General features: G+C 68.6%; 18 protein-coding genes. 16 read left to right on the plus strand and 2 right to left on the minus strand.

The genetic code is table 11. The annotated features are described in order from the left end of the window. Positions 1 to 16 precede the first annotated feature (16 nt). Both ACX9OT_RS12600 and ACX9OT_RS12605 read left to right on the plus strand, forming a co-directional pair. Positions 17 to 715: a helix-turn-helix domain-containing protein gene (locus ACX9OT_RS12600; RefSeq protein ID WP_049462025.1), complete on the plus strand. Its 699-nt coding sequence runs from the start codon at positions 17 to 19 to the stop codon at positions 713 to 715. A 159-nt stretch (positions 716 to 874) separates the two neighbouring features. After that, a complete protein-coding gene (locus tag ACX9OT_RS12605) occupies positions 875 to 1,825 on the plus strand; it encodes a DMT family transporter (protein ID WP_049462024.1) in 951 nt (316 codons plus the stop codon). A gap of 9 nt (positions 1,826 to 1,834) precedes the next feature. Here the strand turns inward: ACX9OT_RS12605 and ACX9OT_RS12610 are convergent, their stop codons facing one another. Further along, positions 1,835 to 2,155 (minus strand): hypothetical protein, encoded by a 321-nt coding sequence (locus ACX9OT_RS12610; RefSeq protein WP_459002370.1) that lies wholly within the window; start codon positions 2,153 to 2,155, stop codon positions 1,835 to 1,837. Positions 2,156 to 2,182: 27 nt separating this feature from the next. Between ACX9OT_RS12610 and thrA the strand changes: the two genes are divergently transcribed. The 3 genes from thrA to thrC are packed head-to-tail and all read left to right on the plus strand — an operon-like array spanning position 2,183 to position 6,914. After that, positions 2,183 to 4,687 (plus strand): bifunctional aspartate kinase/homoserine dehydrogenase I, encoded by a 2,505-nt coding sequence (gene thrA, locus ACX9OT_RS12615; RefSeq protein ID WP_459002372.1) that lies wholly within the window; start codon positions 2,183 to 2,185, stop codon positions 4,685 to 4,687. Then, entirely contained in the window at positions 4,684 to 5,598 is a 915-nt protein-coding gene (locus tag ACX9OT_RS12620; RefSeq protein WP_459002374.1) for a homoserine kinase, read from the plus strand. Before thrA ends, ACX9OT_RS12620 begins: the two co-directional genes overlap by 4 nt. Before the next feature lie 29 nt (positions 5,599 to 5,627). Next, the gene (gene thrC / locus ACX9OT_RS12625; RefSeq protein ID WP_459002376.1) at positions 5,628 to 6,914 is read left to right on the plus strand and encodes a threonine synthase; all 1,287 of its coding nucleotides are present in this window, start codon (positions 5,628 to 5,630) and stop codon (positions 6,912 to 6,914) included. Positions 6,915 to 7,068: 154 nt separating this feature from the next. On the opposite strand, the gene ACX9OT_RS12630 is transcribed toward thrC, so the two are convergent. Next, a complete protein-coding gene (locus ACX9OT_RS12630; RefSeq protein ID WP_032127414.1) occupies positions 7,069 to 7,821 on the minus strand; it encodes a Crp/Fnr family transcriptional regulator in 753 nt (250 codons plus the stop codon). 127 nt (positions 7,822 to 7,948) lie between these two features. Here ACX9OT_RS12630 and hisS point away from each other — a divergent pair, with 127 nt between their 5' ends. The 11 genes from hisS to hisIE all read left to right on the plus strand — a co-directional run bounded on the left by hisS (position 7,949) and on the right by hisIE (position 17,467). Next, positions 7,949 to 9,346: a histidine--tRNA ligase gene (gene hisS, locus ACX9OT_RS12635; protein WP_014037003.1), complete on the plus strand. Its 1,398-nt coding sequence runs from the start codon at positions 7,949 to 7,951 to the stop codon at positions 9,344 to 9,346. Positions 9,347 to 9,372: 26 nt separating this feature from the next. Further along, positions 9,373 to 9,639: a hypothetical protein gene (locus ACX9OT_RS12640; protein ID WP_065428524.1), complete on the plus strand. Its 267-nt coding sequence runs from the start codon at positions 9,373 to 9,375 to the stop codon at positions 9,637 to 9,639. A gap of 410 nt (positions 9,640 to 10,049) precedes the next feature. Beyond that, on the plus strand, positions 10,050 to 10,358 hold the full coding sequence (locus tag ACX9OT_RS12645) for a YerC/YecD family TrpR-related protein (protein ID WP_088025802.1): 309 nt from the start codon (positions 10,050 to 10,052) through the stop codon (positions 10,356 to 10,358). 34 nt (positions 10,359 to 10,392) lie between these two features. Next, on the plus strand, positions 10,393 to 11,304 hold the full coding sequence (gene hisG, locus ACX9OT_RS12650; protein ID WP_010482592.1) for an ATP phosphoribosyltransferase: 912 nt from the start codon (positions 10,393 to 10,395) through the stop codon (positions 11,302 to 11,304). Beyond that, a complete protein-coding gene (hisD, locus tag ACX9OT_RS12655) occupies positions 11,301 to 12,596 on the plus strand; it encodes a histidinol dehydrogenase (protein WP_459002379.1) in 1,296 nt (431 codons plus the stop codon). Before hisG ends, hisD begins: the two co-directional genes overlap by 4 nt. Beyond that, the gene (hisC, locus tag ACX9OT_RS12660) at positions 12,593 to 13,687 is read left to right on the plus strand and encodes a histidinol-phosphate transaminase (RefSeq protein ID WP_071229229.1); all 1,095 of its coding nucleotides are present in this window, start codon (positions 12,593 to 12,595) and stop codon (positions 13,685 to 13,687) included. Before hisD ends, hisC begins: the two co-directional genes overlap by 4 nt. Further along, positions 13,684 to 14,757: a bifunctional histidinol-phosphatase/imidazoleglycerol-phosphate dehydratase HisB gene (hisB, locus tag ACX9OT_RS12665; protein ID WP_071229228.1), complete on the plus strand. Its 1,074-nt coding sequence runs from the start codon at positions 13,684 to 13,686 to the stop codon at positions 14,755 to 14,757. Before hisC ends, hisB begins: the two co-directional genes overlap by 4 nt. Continuing rightward, positions 14,754 to 15,356 carry an imidazole glycerol phosphate synthase subunit HisH gene (gene hisH / locus ACX9OT_RS12670; RefSeq protein WP_008268504.1) on the plus strand — a complete coding sequence of 201 codons (603 nt, stop codon included), beginning with the start codon at positions 14,754 to 14,756 and terminating at the stop codon, positions 15,354 to 15,356. Before hisB ends, hisH begins: the two co-directional genes overlap by 4 nt. Then, on the plus strand, positions 15,353 to 16,087 hold the full coding sequence (hisA, locus tag ACX9OT_RS12675; protein ID WP_459002382.1) for a 1-(5-phosphoribosyl)-5-[(5-phosphoribosylamino)methylideneamino]imidazole-4-carboxamide isomerase: 735 nt from the start codon (positions 15,353 to 15,355) through the stop codon (positions 16,085 to 16,087). Before hisH ends, hisA begins: the two co-directional genes overlap by 4 nt. Beyond that, positions 16,081 to 16,857 (plus strand): imidazole glycerol phosphate synthase subunit HisF, encoded by a 777-nt coding sequence (gene hisF / locus ACX9OT_RS12680; protein WP_005409431.1) that lies wholly within the window; start codon positions 16,081 to 16,083, stop codon positions 16,855 to 16,857. Before hisA ends, hisF begins: the two co-directional genes overlap by 7 nt. After that, a complete protein-coding gene (gene hisIE / locus ACX9OT_RS12685; RefSeq protein WP_459002385.1) occupies positions 16,847 to 17,467 on the plus strand; it encodes a bifunctional phosphoribosyl-AMP cyclohydrolase/phosphoribosyl-ATP diphosphatase HisIE in 621 nt (206 codons plus the stop codon). The genes hisF and hisIE overlap by 11 nt, the downstream gene beginning before the upstream one ends. Positions 17,468 to 17,469 lie beyond the last annotated feature (2 nt).

The raw sequence follows: 17,469 nt of genomic DNA on the forward strand, positions 1-17,469 counted from the left end.
CGCGCACACTGCGCGGATGGGCGCCATCTTCCATCTGCGGCACTACGGCCAGGCCACCGGCCTGGACCGCCATGACTACGCGCAGTGGGTGCTGCCGCTGCAGGGCGAACTGCACTTCGAGATGGAAGGCCGCGGTGGTCGCCTCGACCTGCTGCAGGGGGTTTTCGTTGCGGCCGGCGAAGCGCATGACCAGATGGCCGATGGCCCGAACGGTTTCGTGATCGTCGATTGTCCTCCCGGCGTGCTTGATGACGGCACGCAGGAGCATCTGTGCCGGCAGCGCTGGCTGCACCTGCCGCATGCGCTGCGACAACGCCTGGCGGGCGTGCAGGACGGGCAGCCGATGCCGGCCCTGCTGCCGCAGCTGCTGCAGGTGTTTGCACCGGCCGGCAGTGGCGCGCGCATGCAGGGACTGTGTGCGGCAGTGCAGGCCGATCCGGGCCAGGCGTGGCCGGTGGCGCGCATGGCCGCGTCTGTCGGGGTCAGCGAGAGCCGGTTGCACGCGCTGTTCCAGCGTGAGTTCGGGCTCAGCCCCCAGGCATGGCTCAGTGCAAGCCGGTTGCGCTGGGCCAAGCACCAGCTGCGCACCAGCACGGCGCCGATCAGTGATATCGCGCTGGCCGCAGGCTATTCCGAGCAGAGCGCACTGACCCGCGCGCTGCGCCGTGAGTGTGGGCAGACCCCCGCCGCGTGGCGCAGGAACGCCGGACTGTAGCGTCGAGCCATGCTCGACGGCTTCTGCACCGGCCACCTCGCGAACGGCAGTCGAGCATGGCTCGACGCTACAAAGGCGGGAGGGCAGTAGCCTCGGTCAAGAGCGCCCAGCGGCCAGCGCTTACACTGCGCGGCCTGTTCCTCCCCCCGAAGAACCCGAATGCGCAACAACCCGATGGCCCTGGGCATCGCCAATGGCGTTGCCGCTGGCGCGCTGTGGGGCGTGGTCTTCCTCGCGCCCGCCGTGCTGCAGTCGTTCAATGCCCTGCAACTGTCGGCCGGCCGCTATCTGGTCTACGGTCTGATCGCCGTAGCCCTGCTGCTGCCGCGCTGGAAGCGGCTGGCACCACGGCTGGGCCGCGCCGAGTGGATCGGCCTGTTGTGGCTGAGCCTGGCCGGGAACCTGGTGTACTTCCTGCTGCTGGCGACGGCGGTGCAGTGGGCTGGCGGTGCGGCGGCGTCCTTGATTGTCGGCCTGATTCCGGTGGTAGTGACCCTGGTCGGTGTGCGCGAGCAGGGCGCGGTGCCGCTGAAGCAGCTGCTGCCGGCACTGGGCCTGTGCGTGCTGGGCGTGGCACTGGTTGGCTGGGAAGCACTGATGTCTGAGCACCTCGCGACACCGTGGCGGCAGCGCCTGATCGGCCTGCTGTGCGCGTTCGGCGCGCTGTTCTCGTGGGCGTTGTACTCGATCGGCAACAGCCGCTGGCTGGCGCGCCGACCGGATCTGTCCAGCCACGACTGGTCGCTGCTGACCGGTGTCACCACCGGCGGCCTGGCTCTACTGCTGGTGCCGATGGCCTTCATCGGCCACACCGGCGGGCACACGGCGGCGCAGTGGAGTGGTTTCTGGGCGATCAGCGCGGGTGTGGCGGTGGTCGCCTCGATCCTTGGCAATGCGTTCTGGAACCGTGCCAGCCGCCTGCTGCCGCTGACCCTGACCGGCCAGATGATCGTGTTCGAGACCCTGTTCGCGTTGCTCTACGCATTCGCCTGGCAGCAGCGCTGGCCCTCGCTGCTCGAAGCGCTGGCGATCGTGTTCCTGGTGGCCGGCGTGATGCTGTGCGCGCATGCGCATCGCACGCCCCGCGCGATCGCCGAACATGCCGGCTGAATGTGGCCGTCAAGCATACTGATGGCCGCTTTGTCTCAGATGCAACCAAATGCCGGCATGTTGGCCGATGATCGCGGCAACGACTTTTTGCACCGCAGCACTTGACAGCGGCCCGGCGCACGGTGTTTTCTGTGCGTCATGGTTCTTGATGCCGCCCACGCCAGCCTGATCGCTCCCGCTACTGCGGGCCGTTCGACTGCGCCGGTCGCCACCACCACCATTACCACCACCACCGTCACCACTGCCCTGGTGCGGCCCGTCGTCTTCGTGTAACTCCCGAAAACCACGGCCCCGCACCATACAGGTGGCGGGGAAACTCGACACCTGCATGCGACGGGGCCTCCTACCGAGGTCTGCATGTCTTCCCACGCCCCCGCTCATCCTGTTGCCCCGGCCGATCTGGCTGCACCGTCCATCGTCGTGCACAAGTTCGGCGGCACCTCGGTGGCCGATGCCGAACGCTACCGCCATGTTGCCGGCCTGCTGCTGGCCCGCCCCGAATCGCTGCAGGTCACTGTCGTCTCGGCGATGAAGGGCGTCACCGACGCACTGATCGATCTGGCCCAGCTGGCAGCCAAGGGGGACGACGGCTGGCGCGAGGCCTGGCATGCGCTGCGCGCGCGCCATCGTGGCGCCGCTGTGGCGCTGCTGGGCGAGCAGGTGGGCGAGACCGTCGAATGGATCGATGCCCGCTTCGATCAACTGGCCGACGTGCTGGCAGCGTTGGCGGTGATCGGCGAGCTGCCACGCGAAGTACTCGACCGCGTGCAGGGCCTGGGCGAAGTGTTTTCCGCGCAGCTGCTCGGCACGCACCTGCAGGCGCTGGGCGCAGACTGTGCAGTGCTGGATGCGCGCGACGTACTGGTGGTGGGACATGGCGAACTGGGCGTGGATGTCGACTGGGAAGCCAGCGCCGACCGCCTGGCCAAGTGGCGCCTGCAGCATCCGCAGCCACGCCTGGTCGCCACCGGCTTCGTCGCTCGTGACCGTCATGACCGCATCACTACGCTCGGCCGCAACGGCAGCGATTACTCCGGCGCGATCTTCGCCGCGCTGTTCAACGCCGATGAACTGCACATCTGGACCGATGTCGACGGCGTGCTGTCGGCCGACCCGCGGCTGGTGCCCGAGGCGGTGCAGCTGGAGTCGCTGAGCTACGACGAGGCCTGCGAGCTGGCTTATTTCGGCGCCAAGGTGGTGCACCCGCAGACGATGTCGCCGGCGATCCGCCTCGGCCTGCCGATCTTCATCCGCAATACCTTCCAGCCGGCGCATCCGGGGACGCGCATCAGCGCCGAGCGCTCGCCGCGCGGGCCGGTGAAGGGCCTGACCCTGAGCCCCGGCTTGGCCCTGCTGAACCTGGAAGGCACCGGGCTGATCGGTGTGCCCGGTACCGCCGAGCGCGTGTTTGCCGCCCTGCGTCAGGCGCAGGTGTCGGTGGTGATGATCTCGCAGGGTTCGTCGGAACATTCGATCTGCTGCGTGGTGCGTGCTGCTGAAGCCGGCCGTGGCCGCGAAGCGCTGCTGCATGCGTTCGCGCATGAGCTGTCGGTGGGCCAGGTGCAGCGCGTGCAGGTCAGTGAGGGCGTCAGCGTGCTGGCCGCGGTCGGTGACGGCATGGCCGGCCAGCCCGGTGTGGCCGCACGTCTGTTCGAGGCGCTGGGCCGTGCGCAGGTGAACATCCTGGCGATCGCGCAGGGCTCGTCCGAACGCAACATTTCGGTGGCGGTGGATAGTGCCGATGCCACCCGCGCCCTGCGCGCCGCGCATGCCGGCTTCTGGCTGTCGCCGCAGACCTTCGCGGTGGGTGTGATCGGGCCGGGCAACGTCGGTGCCGCACTGCTGGACCAGCTGCTGGCCGCACGCCCGCAGCTGCTGGCCAAGGCCAATGTGGATCTGCGCCTGCGCGCGCTGGCTTCGCGTTCGCGCATGCGCCTGGAAGTGGATGGCCTGCACGCCGACTGGCGGGAGGCCTTGCGCGAAGCCGGCGAGTCCAGCGATCTGGATCGTTTCACCGAGCACCTGCTGGCCGCACACCTGCCGCATGCGGTGGTGATCGACTGCAGTGGCAGTGCCGAGGTGGCCGAGCGTTATGAGGGCTGGCTGGCGGCCGGCATCCATGTGGTCACCCCCAACAAACAGGCCGGTGCCGGGCCGCTGCCGCGTTACCAGCGCATCCGTGCTGCAGCGGCGGCCAGTGGCGCGCGCTTCCGCTACGAGGCCACGGTCGGCGCGGGCCTGCCGGTGATCACCACGCTGCGCGATCTGGTCGATACCGGTGACGAGGTGCTGGCGATTGAAGGCATCTTCTCCGGCACGCTGGCCTGGCTGTTCAACCGCTTCGATGGCAGCCAGCCGTTCTCGCAGCTGGTCGCGCAGGCGCGGTCGATGGGCTACACCGAGCCGGACCCGCGCGATGATCTTTCGGGTGTGGATGTGGCGCGCAAGCTGGTGATCCTGGCCCGCGAAGCCGGCCACGCGCTCAGCCTTGAGCAGGTTGAAGTGGAAAGCCTTGTGCCGGCGCTGCTGCGCGAGGGCAGCGTGGATGACTTCATGGCGCGGCTGGGCGAGTCCGACGCCAGCCTGCTGCAACGCCTGCAGGATGCGCGGGCGCGGGGGGCGGTGCTGCGCTATGTGGCACGGCTGGGTGCCGACGGCGCCTCGGTCGGCCTGCAGGAACTGCCGGCCGATCATGCCTTCGCCAACCTGCGGCTGACCGACAACGTGGTCCAGTTCCGTACCCGCCGTTACTGCGACAACCCGCTGGTGGTGCAGGGGCCGGGCGCCGGCCCGGAAGTCACCGCGGCGGGTGTGTTTGCCGACCTGCTGCGGGTCGCGGCCGGTGAAGGAGCGCGCCTGTGATCGCACGTGCGTTCGCGCCTGCCTCGGTGGCCAACGTGGCGGTGGGCTTCGATATTCTCGGCCATGCCATTGCCGGCATTGGCGATACCGTGAGCGTGCGCCGCATCGATGAGCCGCTGGTGCGCATCGAGGCGATCCGCGGCAGTGCCATTGAGTTGCCGCTGGATGCGGCTGGAAACACTGCGGGTGCAGCGTTGATGTCGCTGCGCGCAGGGCTGGGCCTGGACTTCGGTTTCGCGGTGGAGATCGACAAGGGCATTCCGTTCGGTTCCGGCATGGGCGGTTCGGCAGCGTCGAGTGTTGCGGCGCTGGTCGCCGCCAACGCGCTGCTGGATGTGCCGCTGTCGCGCGAGGCGTTGTATCCGTTTGCGCTGGATGGCGAGGCGGTGGCCAGTGGTGGCCGCCACGGTGACAACGTGGGGCCGCTGCTGCTGGGTGGTCTTGCGCTGTGCACGGCCGACCGGCTGCTGCCGATTCCGGTGCCGGCTACCTGGCACAGCCTGCTGGTGCATCCGCATGTGGTGCTGGAAACACGCCGCGCACGCCAGGCCCTGCAGGGCAGCTATGCGCTGGGCGAGTTCGTGGCGCAGAGCGCGAACCTCGCACTGGTGCTCAGTGGTTGCCATCGCAGCGATGCCGCACTGGTGCGCGCGGGACTGCGCGACGTGCTGGTCGAACCGCGACGGGCCGGATTGATTGCCGGCTTCGAAGCCGCACGTGATGCGGCGCTGTCGGCCAATGCAATGGGCGCGGGCATTTCCGGTGCCGGTCCCAGCGTGTTCGCCTGGTTCGAGGATGCCGACCAGGCGCGTACCGCCGCCACACCGGTGCAGGCCGCATTTGCAGCCGCAGGTTTCGACAGTGACGCCTGGGTGTCGCCGCTGGATGCACCGGGAGCCCGCTTGTGCTGAATCCTTCCCCTTTACTGGATACCGAACCCATGCAATTTGTTTCGACCCGCGGCCAGTCTCCGGCCGTTGGCCTCAGCGCGGCGATCGCCGCCGGATTGGCGCCTGATGGTGGGCTGTACGTTCCGCAGATGCTGCCGGCGCCACGCGAGCTGCAGGCCGGGCCGACCCTGGCCGATACCGCCGCCGATCTGCTGATGCCGTTCGTTGCTGGCGACGCGCTGGAGTCTGCACTGCCATCGATCTGCCGCGAGGCGTTCGACTTTCCGGTGCCGCTGCGTGCGCTCGGCGACGGCGACCACGTGCTGGAGCTGTTCCACGGGCCAACGGCGGCGTTCAAGGATATCGGCGCGCGCTTCCTGGCCGGTACGCTGTCGCGGCTGCAGGCCGGCAAGGACCGCGATCTGACCATTGTCGTGGCCACGTCCGGCGATACCGGTGCCGCCGTTGCGGCGGCCTTCCATCGCCAGCCCGGCGTGCGCGTGGTGGTGCTGTATCCGGATGGCCGCGTATCTCCGCGCCAGGCGCACCAGCTCGGTTGTTTCGGCGACAACATCCAGGCGCTGCGTGTGGCGGGCGCATTCGACGATTGCCAGGCGATGGTCAAGCAGGCGCTGGCTGACCGCGAACTGCAGGCGCAGGTGCCGTTGAGCTCGGCCAACAGCATCAGCCTGGGCCGGCTGCTGCCGCAGATGAGCTACTACGCGCATGCAGCGTTGACCCACTACGCCGCGCATCGTCGCCGGCTCAATCTGGTGGTGCCGACCGGCAACCTGGGCAATGCGATGGCGGCGGTGCTGGCGCGAGCGCTGGGCGTGCCGATCGGGCAGATCGTGCTGGCCACCAATGCCAATGCCGTGCTGCCGGCGTACTTCAATGGCGGCGACTACCAGCCGCAGGGCAGTGTGGCCACGGTGGCCAATGCAATGGACGTGGGTGCGCCGAGCAACTTCGAGCGACTGCGCTGGCTCTACCACGGCGACGATGCGGAACTGCGTGCTGCCTTCCGCGCGTTCGCAGTGGATGACGTGACCATCCGCGCGACGATTGCGGCAGCGCATGCCAGCCGCGGCGAGCTGTTCTGCCCGCACACGGCGACGGCGGTGAAGGTGCTGCAGGACCTGCGTGCGCGCGGTGCCAAGGGCGACTGGGCAGTGGTGGCCACGGCGCATCCGGCCAAGTTCGAGGCCGTGGTCGAAACGCTGATCGGCGAAGCGGTGGCGGTGCCGCCTGCGCTGGATGCGTTGCTGCAGCGGCCGGCGCACGCCGAACCGTTGGCGGCCGATTACGCGGCGTTGCGTGAGGTACTGCTGCGCTGAGCGGAGAGGGACGCGGTTGCCGGCCAGCGGCCGGCACTACCGGAGAGATACAGCACGGATCGGGCGCGGTTGCCGGCCAGCGGCCGGCACTACCAGGGAAATGCATTCAGGTAGTGCCGGCCGCTGGCCGGCAACCCCATGAACCGCGATACGGTCAGATCAACCCTTCGCCAGCCAGCGTACGCAGCCCATCCTCGTCGAGGATTTCCACCACGTTCAGGTGGGGCAGGGCGATCAGCCCCTGCTGGCGCAGCTTGGTGAAGGTACGGCTCACCGTTTCCATGGTCAGGCCCAGATGGTCGGCGATATCGCCGCGGCCCATCGGCAGCGATACGCGCAGGCCGTCGCCGCCCAGCTTGGCCTCGCGCGCGGCCAGGCGCAGCAGGAAATCGGCCAGTTTTTCGGCCGGCTGCAGGCGCGCCAGTGCCAGCGCGGCGTCCTGCGCGGCATCCAGTTCCTGGCAGGCACGCTGCAGCAGCTTGCGCTCCAGGTGCGGGAAACGGCTGCGCAGTGCCTTCATCTGTGGCAGCGCGACGCGGCATACGCGGCTGTCGGCGATGGCCTCGATGTCGTAGCGATGGTGGTCGCTGCCGCTCAGGCCCAGGTAGTCGCCGGGCAGCACGAAGCCGTTGATCTGGCGGCGGCCGTCGGCCAGGGTGCGCACCAGGCGAAGTGCGCCGCCGGTCAATGTATAGACATGGTCGCGCTCTTCACCGGTGCGGGCCAGCGTGCTGCCCATGCTGACCTGCTGCGAGACGGTGACCTGCTCCAGCGCCTGCACTTCATCGGGCGACAGCGCCGAGCACACCGCAAGGTGGCGAACCGAGCAGTGCAGGCAGTCCAGCGTGGTGCAGGACGGCGAGGCGGGATCGTTGGTGGCGGGCGGAGCGCCGGAAGGCCGTGACATGTTGCGGGGGGCGTATCGCGGGCGGGGAGGGCCTTATGATACTTCAAGCGGCCGTTCGACCCTGCCCGTGGCGGGGGCGCTAGAATGTCGCCCCCTCCCACGTCCCGTTCCAGCAGGAGTTCCGCCCGTGATCAAGCCCCGTACCCCGCCCGGCACCCTTGAACTGCTGCCGCGCGAGCAGATTGCGTTCCAGCGCATGCTGGACGTCATCCGCCGCAACTACGAGCGCTTCGGGTTCCTGCCGGTGGAGACGCCGGTGTTCGAGCTGTCCGACGTGCTGCTGACCAAGTCCGGTGGCGAGACCGAGCGCCAGGTGTACTTCGTGCAGTCCACCGGCGCGCTGGCGAACGCGGCCGAGTCGGGCGATCGCTCGCTGCCGGAAATGGCGCTGCGCTTCGACCTGACCGTGCCGCTGGCGCGCTACGTGGCCGAGCACGAACACGAACTGACCTTCCCGTTCCGCCGCTACCAGATGCAGCGCGTCTACCGCGGCGAGCGCGCCCAGCGCGGCCGCTTCCGCGAGTTCTACCAGTGCGACATCGATGTGATCGGCAAGGACAGCCTGAGCGTGCGTTACGACGCTGAAGTGCTGGCGGTCATCCATGCGGTGTTCTCGGAACTGCGCATCGGTGACTTCAGCATCCAGCTGAACAACCGCAAGCTGATGCGCGGCTTCTTTGAAAGCCTGGGTGTGGCCGAGGGTGAGCGCCAGCTGGCGGTGCTGCGCGAAGTGGACAAGCTGGACAAGCGCGGCGCCGATTATGTGCGCGAGACGCTGGTGGGCGAGGGCTTCAACATCCCGGCAGAACAGGTCGAGAAGATCCTGGCGTTCGTCGCCGTGCGTTCGCAGGGCCATGCCGATGCGCTGGCGCAGCTGGCCACGCTGGAAGCCGACGCCGGTTCTTCGGAGATCCTGCGTACCGGCGTCGCCGAACTGCGCGAAGTGCTGCAGCTGGTGCAGGCGCTGGGCGTGCCGGAAACCGCGTATTGCCTGAACTTCTCCATTGCGCGCGGCCTGGATTACTACACCGGTACCGTCTACGAGACCACGCTGACCGACCACCCGCAGATCGGTTCGATCTGCTCGGGCGGCCGTTACGAAGACCTGGCCAGCCACTACAGCAAGTCCAAGCTGCCGGGTGTGGGTATCTCCATTGGCCTGTCGCGTCTGTTCTGGCAGCTGCGCGAGGCCGGCCTGATCGACGGCATCGAAGCCAGCAGCGTACAGGCGCTGGTGGCGCTGATGGACGAGCAGGGCATGCCGCAGTCGCTGGACATTGCCCGCCGCCTGCGTGCCGGTGGCATCAACACCGAAGTGCAGATGGAGCCGAAGAAGATCGGCAAGCAGTTCCAGTACGCGGCCAAGGCAGGCATCCGCTTCGTGGTGCTGGCGGGTGAGGATGAACTGGCGCGCGGTGTGGTTGCGGTGAAGGACCTGCTGCGCGAGCAGCAGTTCGAAGTCTCCCGCGACGAGCTGGCCAGCACCCTGCTGGTGGAGCTGGAGCAGTCCAAGGCGATGGTGTGAAGCCTGCCGCCGCAGGAGTGCTGAGCGTGCTTCTGCTGGCGGGCTGCCAGAGCGACCCGGCGCTGCACAGCACGCGGATCGGGCCGGCGCAGTACCGGCTGGCGGTTGATCGCTGCCATGCGATCGACCGCGCACAGCTGGAGGACGATCTGCAGGCCCTGGCCTCGCGGACGTGCCGGGCGGGAGCGGGGGCGTTGGAGAACATCCAGTCCCTGCCGAGCCGGCAGGGCAGCCTGTTCGGCGAATGCCTGCGGCGCGGAGCGCTGCAGGCGGAGGTGCGCTGCCTGCCCTGAGTCGGGCCAGGTTGTTGATTTGAAAGCAGAACGCCCACCCTTTGGTGGGCGTTCTGCGTTTCTGGACGAAGCGCAGTCGAGCATGGCTCGACTCCACAAAAGCCGTTCTCGATCACTTTCCCAGCGAGATCCAGCAGATCGCGGCCAACTGTCGAAGGCGGGGAGGGTCCGGTGGCAGGGGTGTGAGCGGCATGGATGCCGCGACCAAGCCCCCATGGATGGGTTAACGGCGTCCCCTGCCACCGGACCCTCCCCGCCAACGCTCAGCAAATCAGCATTTGCTTTTGCTCTGGCTCTTGGCGGGTGCAGGGCAGCAGCCCTGCCGCCCCCTCAATCCTCGATTTGACGCACTGCGCAAGAATGCGCTAATGTACTAACGCGCTATTACATTGATGCATGGAAACGACCCCGTGAAAGCCCGTCCCGAGATTGCCGCCAAAGACCCGAAGGCCGACCTGGAAGCCCTGGCCCAAGCCTTTGCCGCCCTGCGCGAGCCGGAACAGGTCGAAGCCTTCCTGCGTGATCTGTGCACCCCGGCCGAGCTGGAAGCCATGGCTGACCGCTGGAAGGTGGTGCCGCTGCTGCAGCAGGGCGTGCCGTACCGCGAGATCCACGAGCGCACCGGCGTCAGCGTGACCACCACCGGACGGGTGGCACGCACGCTCGAGCATGGGCATCGAGGCTATGCCGCCGCCATCGACCGCCTTGCCTCGCGCTGATCCGCGCCCCGTTCCGAACTTCGAGACATCCCCCATGAGTGCAACCCAGGCAGCGCCGGCACGAGACCGGCTGCGTATCGCCATCCAGAAGAGTGGCCGGCTGGCCGAACCCGCGCGCAACCTGCTCAGCGCCTGCGGCCTGAGCTGGCGCGAGAGCCGCGACAAGCTGTTCTGCTACGGCGAGTCGCTGCCGGTCGACCTGCTGCTGGTGCGCGACGATGACATCCCGGGCCTGATTGCCGACGGCGTCTGCGACCTCGGCATCGTCGGCCGCAACGAGCTGGACGAACAGGCCGCCGCGCGGCGCCAGATCGGTCTGCCGGATGCCTACCAGGCATTGCGCGGGCTGGGCTTCGGCCAGTGCCGGCTGATGCTGGCGGTGCCCGAGGAATGGCAGTGGCAGGGTCCGGCGCAGCTGGCCGGCACCCGCATCGCCACCAGCTACCCGGCCATCCTCAAGCAGTGGCTGGCCGAGCAGGGCGTGGACGCACAGGTGGTCGAGCTGTCCGGTTCGGTGGAAATCGCCCCGCGCCTGGGCACCGCCGACCTGATCTGCGATCTGGTGTCCAGCGGCGCCACCCTGCGCGCCAATCAGCTGACCCCGGTGCACAACCTGCTCGACAGCGAGGCGGTGCTGGCCGGCGCGGTGCGCGTGCCGGATGATGCACGTGCATCGCTGCGCGCGATGCTGCTGCGCCGCCTCGACGGCGTGGTGCAGCGCCAGGACCGCAAGCTGCTGATGTTCCGTGCCAGCGAGGACCGCGTCGACGCGCTGGCGCAGCTGCTGGCCGATGCCGAGCCGTTGGTGCGGTTGCCGGCCGATGGCGGCGCGCTGCGCCTGCAGACCATGTGCCCCGGCCCGCTGAGCTGGCAGCGCATGGAGGAACTCGAGCGCGCGGGTGCGCAGGGCCTGATGGTACTGAGCGTGGAGCGGTCGCTGGCATGAACCGTCTGATCTGGTCCCGACTTGATGAGGCCGCGCGCAGCGCGGCATTGACCCGCCCGGTGCAGACCGTGGCGCAGCAGACCCGCGATGCCGTGGCCGCGCTGATCGCGCAGGTACGCACGCAGGGTGACGACGCGCTGCGTGCGATCACCACGCGTTTCGATGGTGTCGAGCTGGCTTCGTTTGAAGTTTCCGAAGCCGAATTCGCCGCTGCTGAAGCGGCCGTGCCCGCCGAACTGCGCCAGGCGATGGTCGAAGCCGCCGAGCGCATCGCGCGCTTCCACGCCGCTGGCATGGGCAAAGGCTATGCAGTTGAAACCGCGCCGGGCGTGGTCTGCGAACGCATGTTGCGTCCGATCGGCCGGGTGGGCCTGTATGTGCCGGCGGGCAGCGCGCCGTTGCCGTCCACCGCGTTGATGCTGGGCGTTCCGGCGCAGCTGGCCGGCTGCCCGCAGGTGGTGCTGTGCACGCCGCCGCGCGCCGATGGCAGCGCCGATCCGGCGGTGCTGGTAGCCGCGCGCCTGACCGGCGTGCAGCGCGTGTTCAAGCTGGGTGGTGCGCAGGCGATCGCCGCGATGGCCTATGGCACGGCCAGCATTCCGGCTTGTGACAAGCTGTTTGGGCCCGGCAACAGCTTCGTCACCGAAGCCAAGCAGCAGGTCGCACAGGATGGCGCCGCCGCCATCGACATGCCGGCTGGTCCCTCCGAAGTACTGGTGATCGCCGATGCCGGCGCCAATCCGGCGTTCGTTGCCGCCGACCTGCTGTCGCAGGCCGAGCACGGCCCGGATTCGCAGGTGCTGCTGCTGACCGACGATGCCGCGATGCTGGCGGCGGTCGAGGCAGAGGTGGAGCGCCAGGTGGCCCTGCTGCCGCGCCAGCAGATCGCGCGACAGGCGTTGTCGGCGTCGCGGCTGATCCAGGTCGATTCGCTGGACGAGGCCTTCGCGATCAGCAACCGCTATGCGCCCGAACACTTGATCCTGGCCTTGCGCGAACCGCGCGACTGGCTGGGCCAGGTGCAGGCGGCCGGCTCGGTGTTTCTGGGCGATTACACCCCCGAAGCGCTGGGCGACTACTGCAGCGGCACCAATCACGTGCTGCCCACTGCGGGTGCCGCGCGCGCCTACAGCGGTGTCAGCGTGGCCAGCTTCCAGAACCTGATCAGCGTGCAGAGCGCCAGCGCTGCAGGGTTGGCGGCAATCGGCGGCTGCGCACGCATCATCGCCAGCGCCGAAGGCCTGGATGCGCATGAGCGTGCGGTTGCGCTTCGCATGGAGGCGGCGGCATGAACGCGGATATCGATGATGTGCTGGCGCTGGTGCGCCCGGATCTGCAGGCCTTCGACGGCTACAGCTCGGCGCGCAGCGCGGCGGTGCAGGGCGAGGTCTGGTTGAACGCCAACGAGTCGGCCTGGGCCAATCCGGCTGATGCGGCGGGCAACAGCCGGCGCTATCCGGAGCCGCAGCCGCTGGCGTTGCGTGAGGGCTTGGCGGCGCTGTACGGCGTGACGCCGCCGCAGCTGCTTATCGGCCGTGGCAGCGACGAAGCCATTGATCTGCTGGTGCGTGCCCTGTGCGTGCCGGGCCGCGATGGCGTGCTGGTCACGCCGCCGGTGTTTGGCATGTACGCGGTCTGCGCGCGCTTGCAGGGCGCCGCACTGATTGAAGTGCCCCTGGTGGATACCGAAGACGGCCTGCGTGCCGATCTGGATGCTGTGATCGACACCGCCAGGGCACGCAATGCCACGCTGGTGTTCCTGTGCGCACCGTCAAACCCGGCCGGCAGTGACATCGCCCTGGACGAGGTCGAACGCGTGGCGGTTGCATTGCGCGGGCAAGCGCTGGTGGTGGTGGACGAGGCTTATGTCGAGTACGCGCAGCGCCCGTCGGCGACCACGTTGCTGGCCACGCACGCCAATCTGGCAGTGCTGCGCACGTTGTCGAAGGCGCACGCACTTGCGGCCGCGCGCATCGGCACCCTGATCGCCGCGCCGGAACTGATTGCCGTACTGCGGCGCTGCCAGGCGCCGTACCCGGTGCCGACCCCGTGCGCCGAGCTGGCCGTGCAGGCGCTGCAGCCGGCCGCACTGGCACGTACCGCCGAGCGCGTGGCCACGGTCATCGCCGAGCGCGAACGTCTGTTCGCTGCGCTGCCGGGCCTGCCTGGCGTTCGTCGCGTGTACCGCTCGTCCGGCAACTACCTGCTGGTCCGCTTCGCTGATGCGCAGGCAGCGTTCGACACCTTGCTGGATGCCGGTGTGGTGGTGCGCGACCAGCGCGCCGCGCCGCAGCTGGGTGATGCACTGCGCATCAGTATCGGCAGCCCCGAAGAGAATGACCGCGTGCTTGCGGCCCTGTCGGCGCGGAGGGCCGCAGCATGACACCAATCCTGTTCATCGACCGCGACGGCACCCTCATCGAGGAGCCGTCCGATTTCCAGATCGACGCCTACGAGAAGCTGCGCTTCGTGCCGCAGGTGATCCCGGCGCTGCTGAAGCTGCGCGATGCCGGCTACCAGTTCGTGATCGTCACCAATCAGGATGGCCTCGGCAGCGACAGCTACCCGCGCGCCAGCTTCGATGGCCCCAACGAGCTGATGCTGCAGATCTTCGAGAGCCAGGGCATCACCTTCCGTGACGTGCTGATCGACTGCAGCTGGCCGCAGGACAATGCGCCGACCCGCAAGCCGGGCATCGGCTTGATGACAGGCTACCTGCAGGACCGCAGCATCGACTGGGCGCGTTCGGGCATGGTTGGTGACCGCATCACCGACCTGCAGTTCGCCGACAACCTCAACATCCGTGGCTTCCAGCTGCGCACCGAACAGTTCGGTGGCGAGTGGGACTGGCCGGGCATCGCCCACGCACTGGCCGACGCGCCACGCACCGCGGTGGTCCAGCGCAACACCAAGGAGACGAAGATCCGCGTTGAACTGGATCTGGACCGTGCCGGTGATGCGCGCATCGCCACCGGACTGCCGTTCTTCGACCACATGCTGGAACAGATCGGCAAGCACGGCGGGTTCGCGCTGGACATCCAGGCCGAGGGCGACCTGCACATCGACGAGCACCACACCATCGAGGACACCGGGCTGGCGTTGGGTCAGGCCCTGCGCGAGGCGCTGGGCGACAAGCGCGGCATCGGCCGCTACGGCTTCACCCTGCCGATGGATGAGACCCTGGCCAGTGCCGCGCTGGACTTCAGTGGCCGCCCCTATTTCGTGTTCGAGGGCGAGTTCAAGCGCGAGCGCGTGGGCGACATGCCGACCGAGCTGGTACCGCACTTCTTCCGTTCGCTGTGCGACGCCAGCGGCCTGAACCTCAACCTGCAGGTGCGCGGCGACAACGACCACCACAAGGTCGAGGCCTGCTTCAAGGCACTGGCGCGCGCGCTGCGCCCGGCATTGGCCCGCCAGGGCACGGCACTGCCGAGCACCAAGGGGGCGCTGTGAGCGACGTTGCGCTGATCGACGCCGGCGGTGCCAACCTGGGCTCGGTGCGCTACGCATTGGAGCGCCTGGGCGCGACGGTGCGGCTGGTGCGCGATGCCGACGGTCTGGTCGGTGCGCAGCGGGTGATCCTGCCCGGCGTCGGCGCCGCTGGTCCCGGCATGCAGCGCCTGCATGCGCAGGGCCTGGTGGAACCGCTGCAGCGACTGGAGGTGCCGCTGATGGGCATCTGCCTCGGCATGCAGCTGCTGTTCGAGCGGTCCGAGGAGGCCGGCGTCGAGACACTGGGATTGATTCCGGGCGTGGTGCGCAAGCTGGTACCGGCCTGTGGCATCCGTGTGCCGCACATGGGCTGGAACCGCCTGCTCCCGCTGCGCGAATCGCTGCTGCTGCAAGGCGTGCCCGAACGCGCCAGCGCCTACTTCGTGCACAGCTATGCGGCGCCACTCAATACCCACACTGTTGCCGCCTGCGACCACGGTGGCCTGTTCACTGCCGTGGTGGAGCAGGGGCGCTACTACGGCGCACAGTTCCACCCCGAGCGCTCCGGAGAGACCGGTTCGCTGATGCTGCGCAACTTCCTCGAGGGCACTGCTGCATGAGTTTCATCGTCTATCCCGCGCTGGATATCCGCGATGGCCGCGTGGTGCGGCTGCGCCAGGGCGACTACGCGCAGGAAACCTCGTATGGCGACGACCCGCTGCCGCGCGCACAGGGCTTCGCTGCGCGGGGCGCGCAGTGGATGCATCTGGTCGACCTGGATGCCGCACGTGCCGGTGGCTACACCCTTGCGGCGCTGCTGGCGTCGATCCGTGCGCAGACGCCGCTGCAGGTGCAGACCGGCGGTGGCGTGCGCGGCCGCGACGACGTGGCGCGCATCCTCGATGCCGGCGCCGGCCGCGTGGTGGTGGGTTCGCAGGCAGTACGCCGCCCCGACGACGTGGTCGGCTGGCTGCAAGAGTTCGGTGCCGAGCGCATCACCATCGCGCTGGATGCCCGCCAGGATGCCCAGGGCCAATGGCAGCTGCCGGTGCACGGCTGGACCGAGAACGCCGGCGTGACCCTGGATGACCTGGCCCAGCGTTATGCGCGTGCCGGCATGCGCCACCTGTTGTGCACCGACATCGCCCGCGACGGCATGCTGGCCGGGCCCAACATCAGCCTCTACCAGCACCTGTCGGCGCTGCTGCCGGGCGTGGCCGTGCAGGCCTCCGGCGGTATCCGTGACGTGGCCGATGTGACAGAAGCCCGTGCCGCAGGTTGCGGCGGTGCGATCCTCGGCAAGGCGCTGCTGGAGCAGCGCATGGACCTGGCGGAGGCGCTGGCATGTTGAGCCGCCGCATCATTCCGTGCCTGGACGTGCGTGATGGCCGCGTGGTCAAGGGCGTGCGCTTCCGCGACCACGTCGACATGGGCGACATCGCCGAGTTGGCGCAGCGCTATCGCGACCAGGGGGCGGACGAGCTGGTGTTCTATGACATCGGCGCCAGCCCCGAGGCGCGTTCAGTCGACGTTGCGTGGATCGAGCGCATCGCGCGGTTGATCGATATTCCGTTCTGCGTGGCCGGTGGCATCGACAGCGTGGAAACCGCGCGCCGCGTGCTGTTCGCCGGTGCCGACAAGGTGTCGATCAACTCGCCGGCGCTGGGTCGCCCGGAGCTGATCACCGAGCTGGCAGACGAGTTTGGCGTGCAGTGCGTGGTGGTCGGTGTCGATTCGGTGCGCGAGGCTGATGGCCAGTGGCGGGTACGCCGCTTCAGTGGCGACCCGGACAAGACCCAGGCGGTGCCGCTGCGCACGCTGGACTGGATCGTCGAAGCACAACGACGTGGCGCTGGCGAGATCGTGCTGAACTGCATGGACAGCGATGGCGTACGCCGTGGCTACGATGTCGTGCAGCTGCAGCAGGCGCGGGCCTTGTGCCAGGTGCCGCTGATCGCCTCCGGCGGTGCCGGTGCGATGGAGCACTTTGCCGAGGCCTTCGACCAGGCCGACGTCGACGGCGCGTTGGCGGCCAGCGTGTTTCACAGCGGCGCCATCGCCATTCCGGAATTGAAGCGCTACCTGCGCGGACAGCAGATCGAGGTGCGGGATGTCTATTGAAGTGAAGCCGTCACTGGATGCGCTGCAGGCGCTGGACTGGGGCAAGGGCGACGGCCTGCTGCCGGCGGTGGTGCAGGATGCCGACACCCTGCAGGTGCTGATGCTGGGCTATGTCAGCGCCGAATCGCTGGCTGCCACGCTGGCCATCGGCCACATGACCTTCTTCAGCCGCAGCAAGCAGCGGTTGTGGACCAAGGGTGAGCAGTCCGGCAACGTGCTGGTGGTGCAGTCGATCAGTGTCGACTGTGATGCCGACACGCTGCTGGTGATGGCACGCCCGGCCGGGCCGACCTGCCACACCGGCGCGGAGAGCTGTTTCGACGGGGCACCGAAGGACTTCCTGGGTGGGCTGGGCCAGCTGGTGGCGATGCGCGAGGCGCAACGCCCGCCGGGCAGCTACACCACCAGCCTGTTCGAGGGCGGCATCCGCCGCATCTCGCAGAAGGTGGGCGAGGAGGGCGTGGAGACGGCTCTTGCGGCGGTGGCGCAGGACGACGAGGCACTGCTGGGCGAGGCCTCGGACCTGCTGTACCACCTGTTGGTGCTGCTGCGCGCGCGCGGTTTGTCGCTGGATGATGCGCGGGCGGTACTGGAAAAACGCCATCGTTGAAG

The sequence above is a fragment of the Stenotrophomonas genospecies 3 genome (assembly GCF_054473855.1).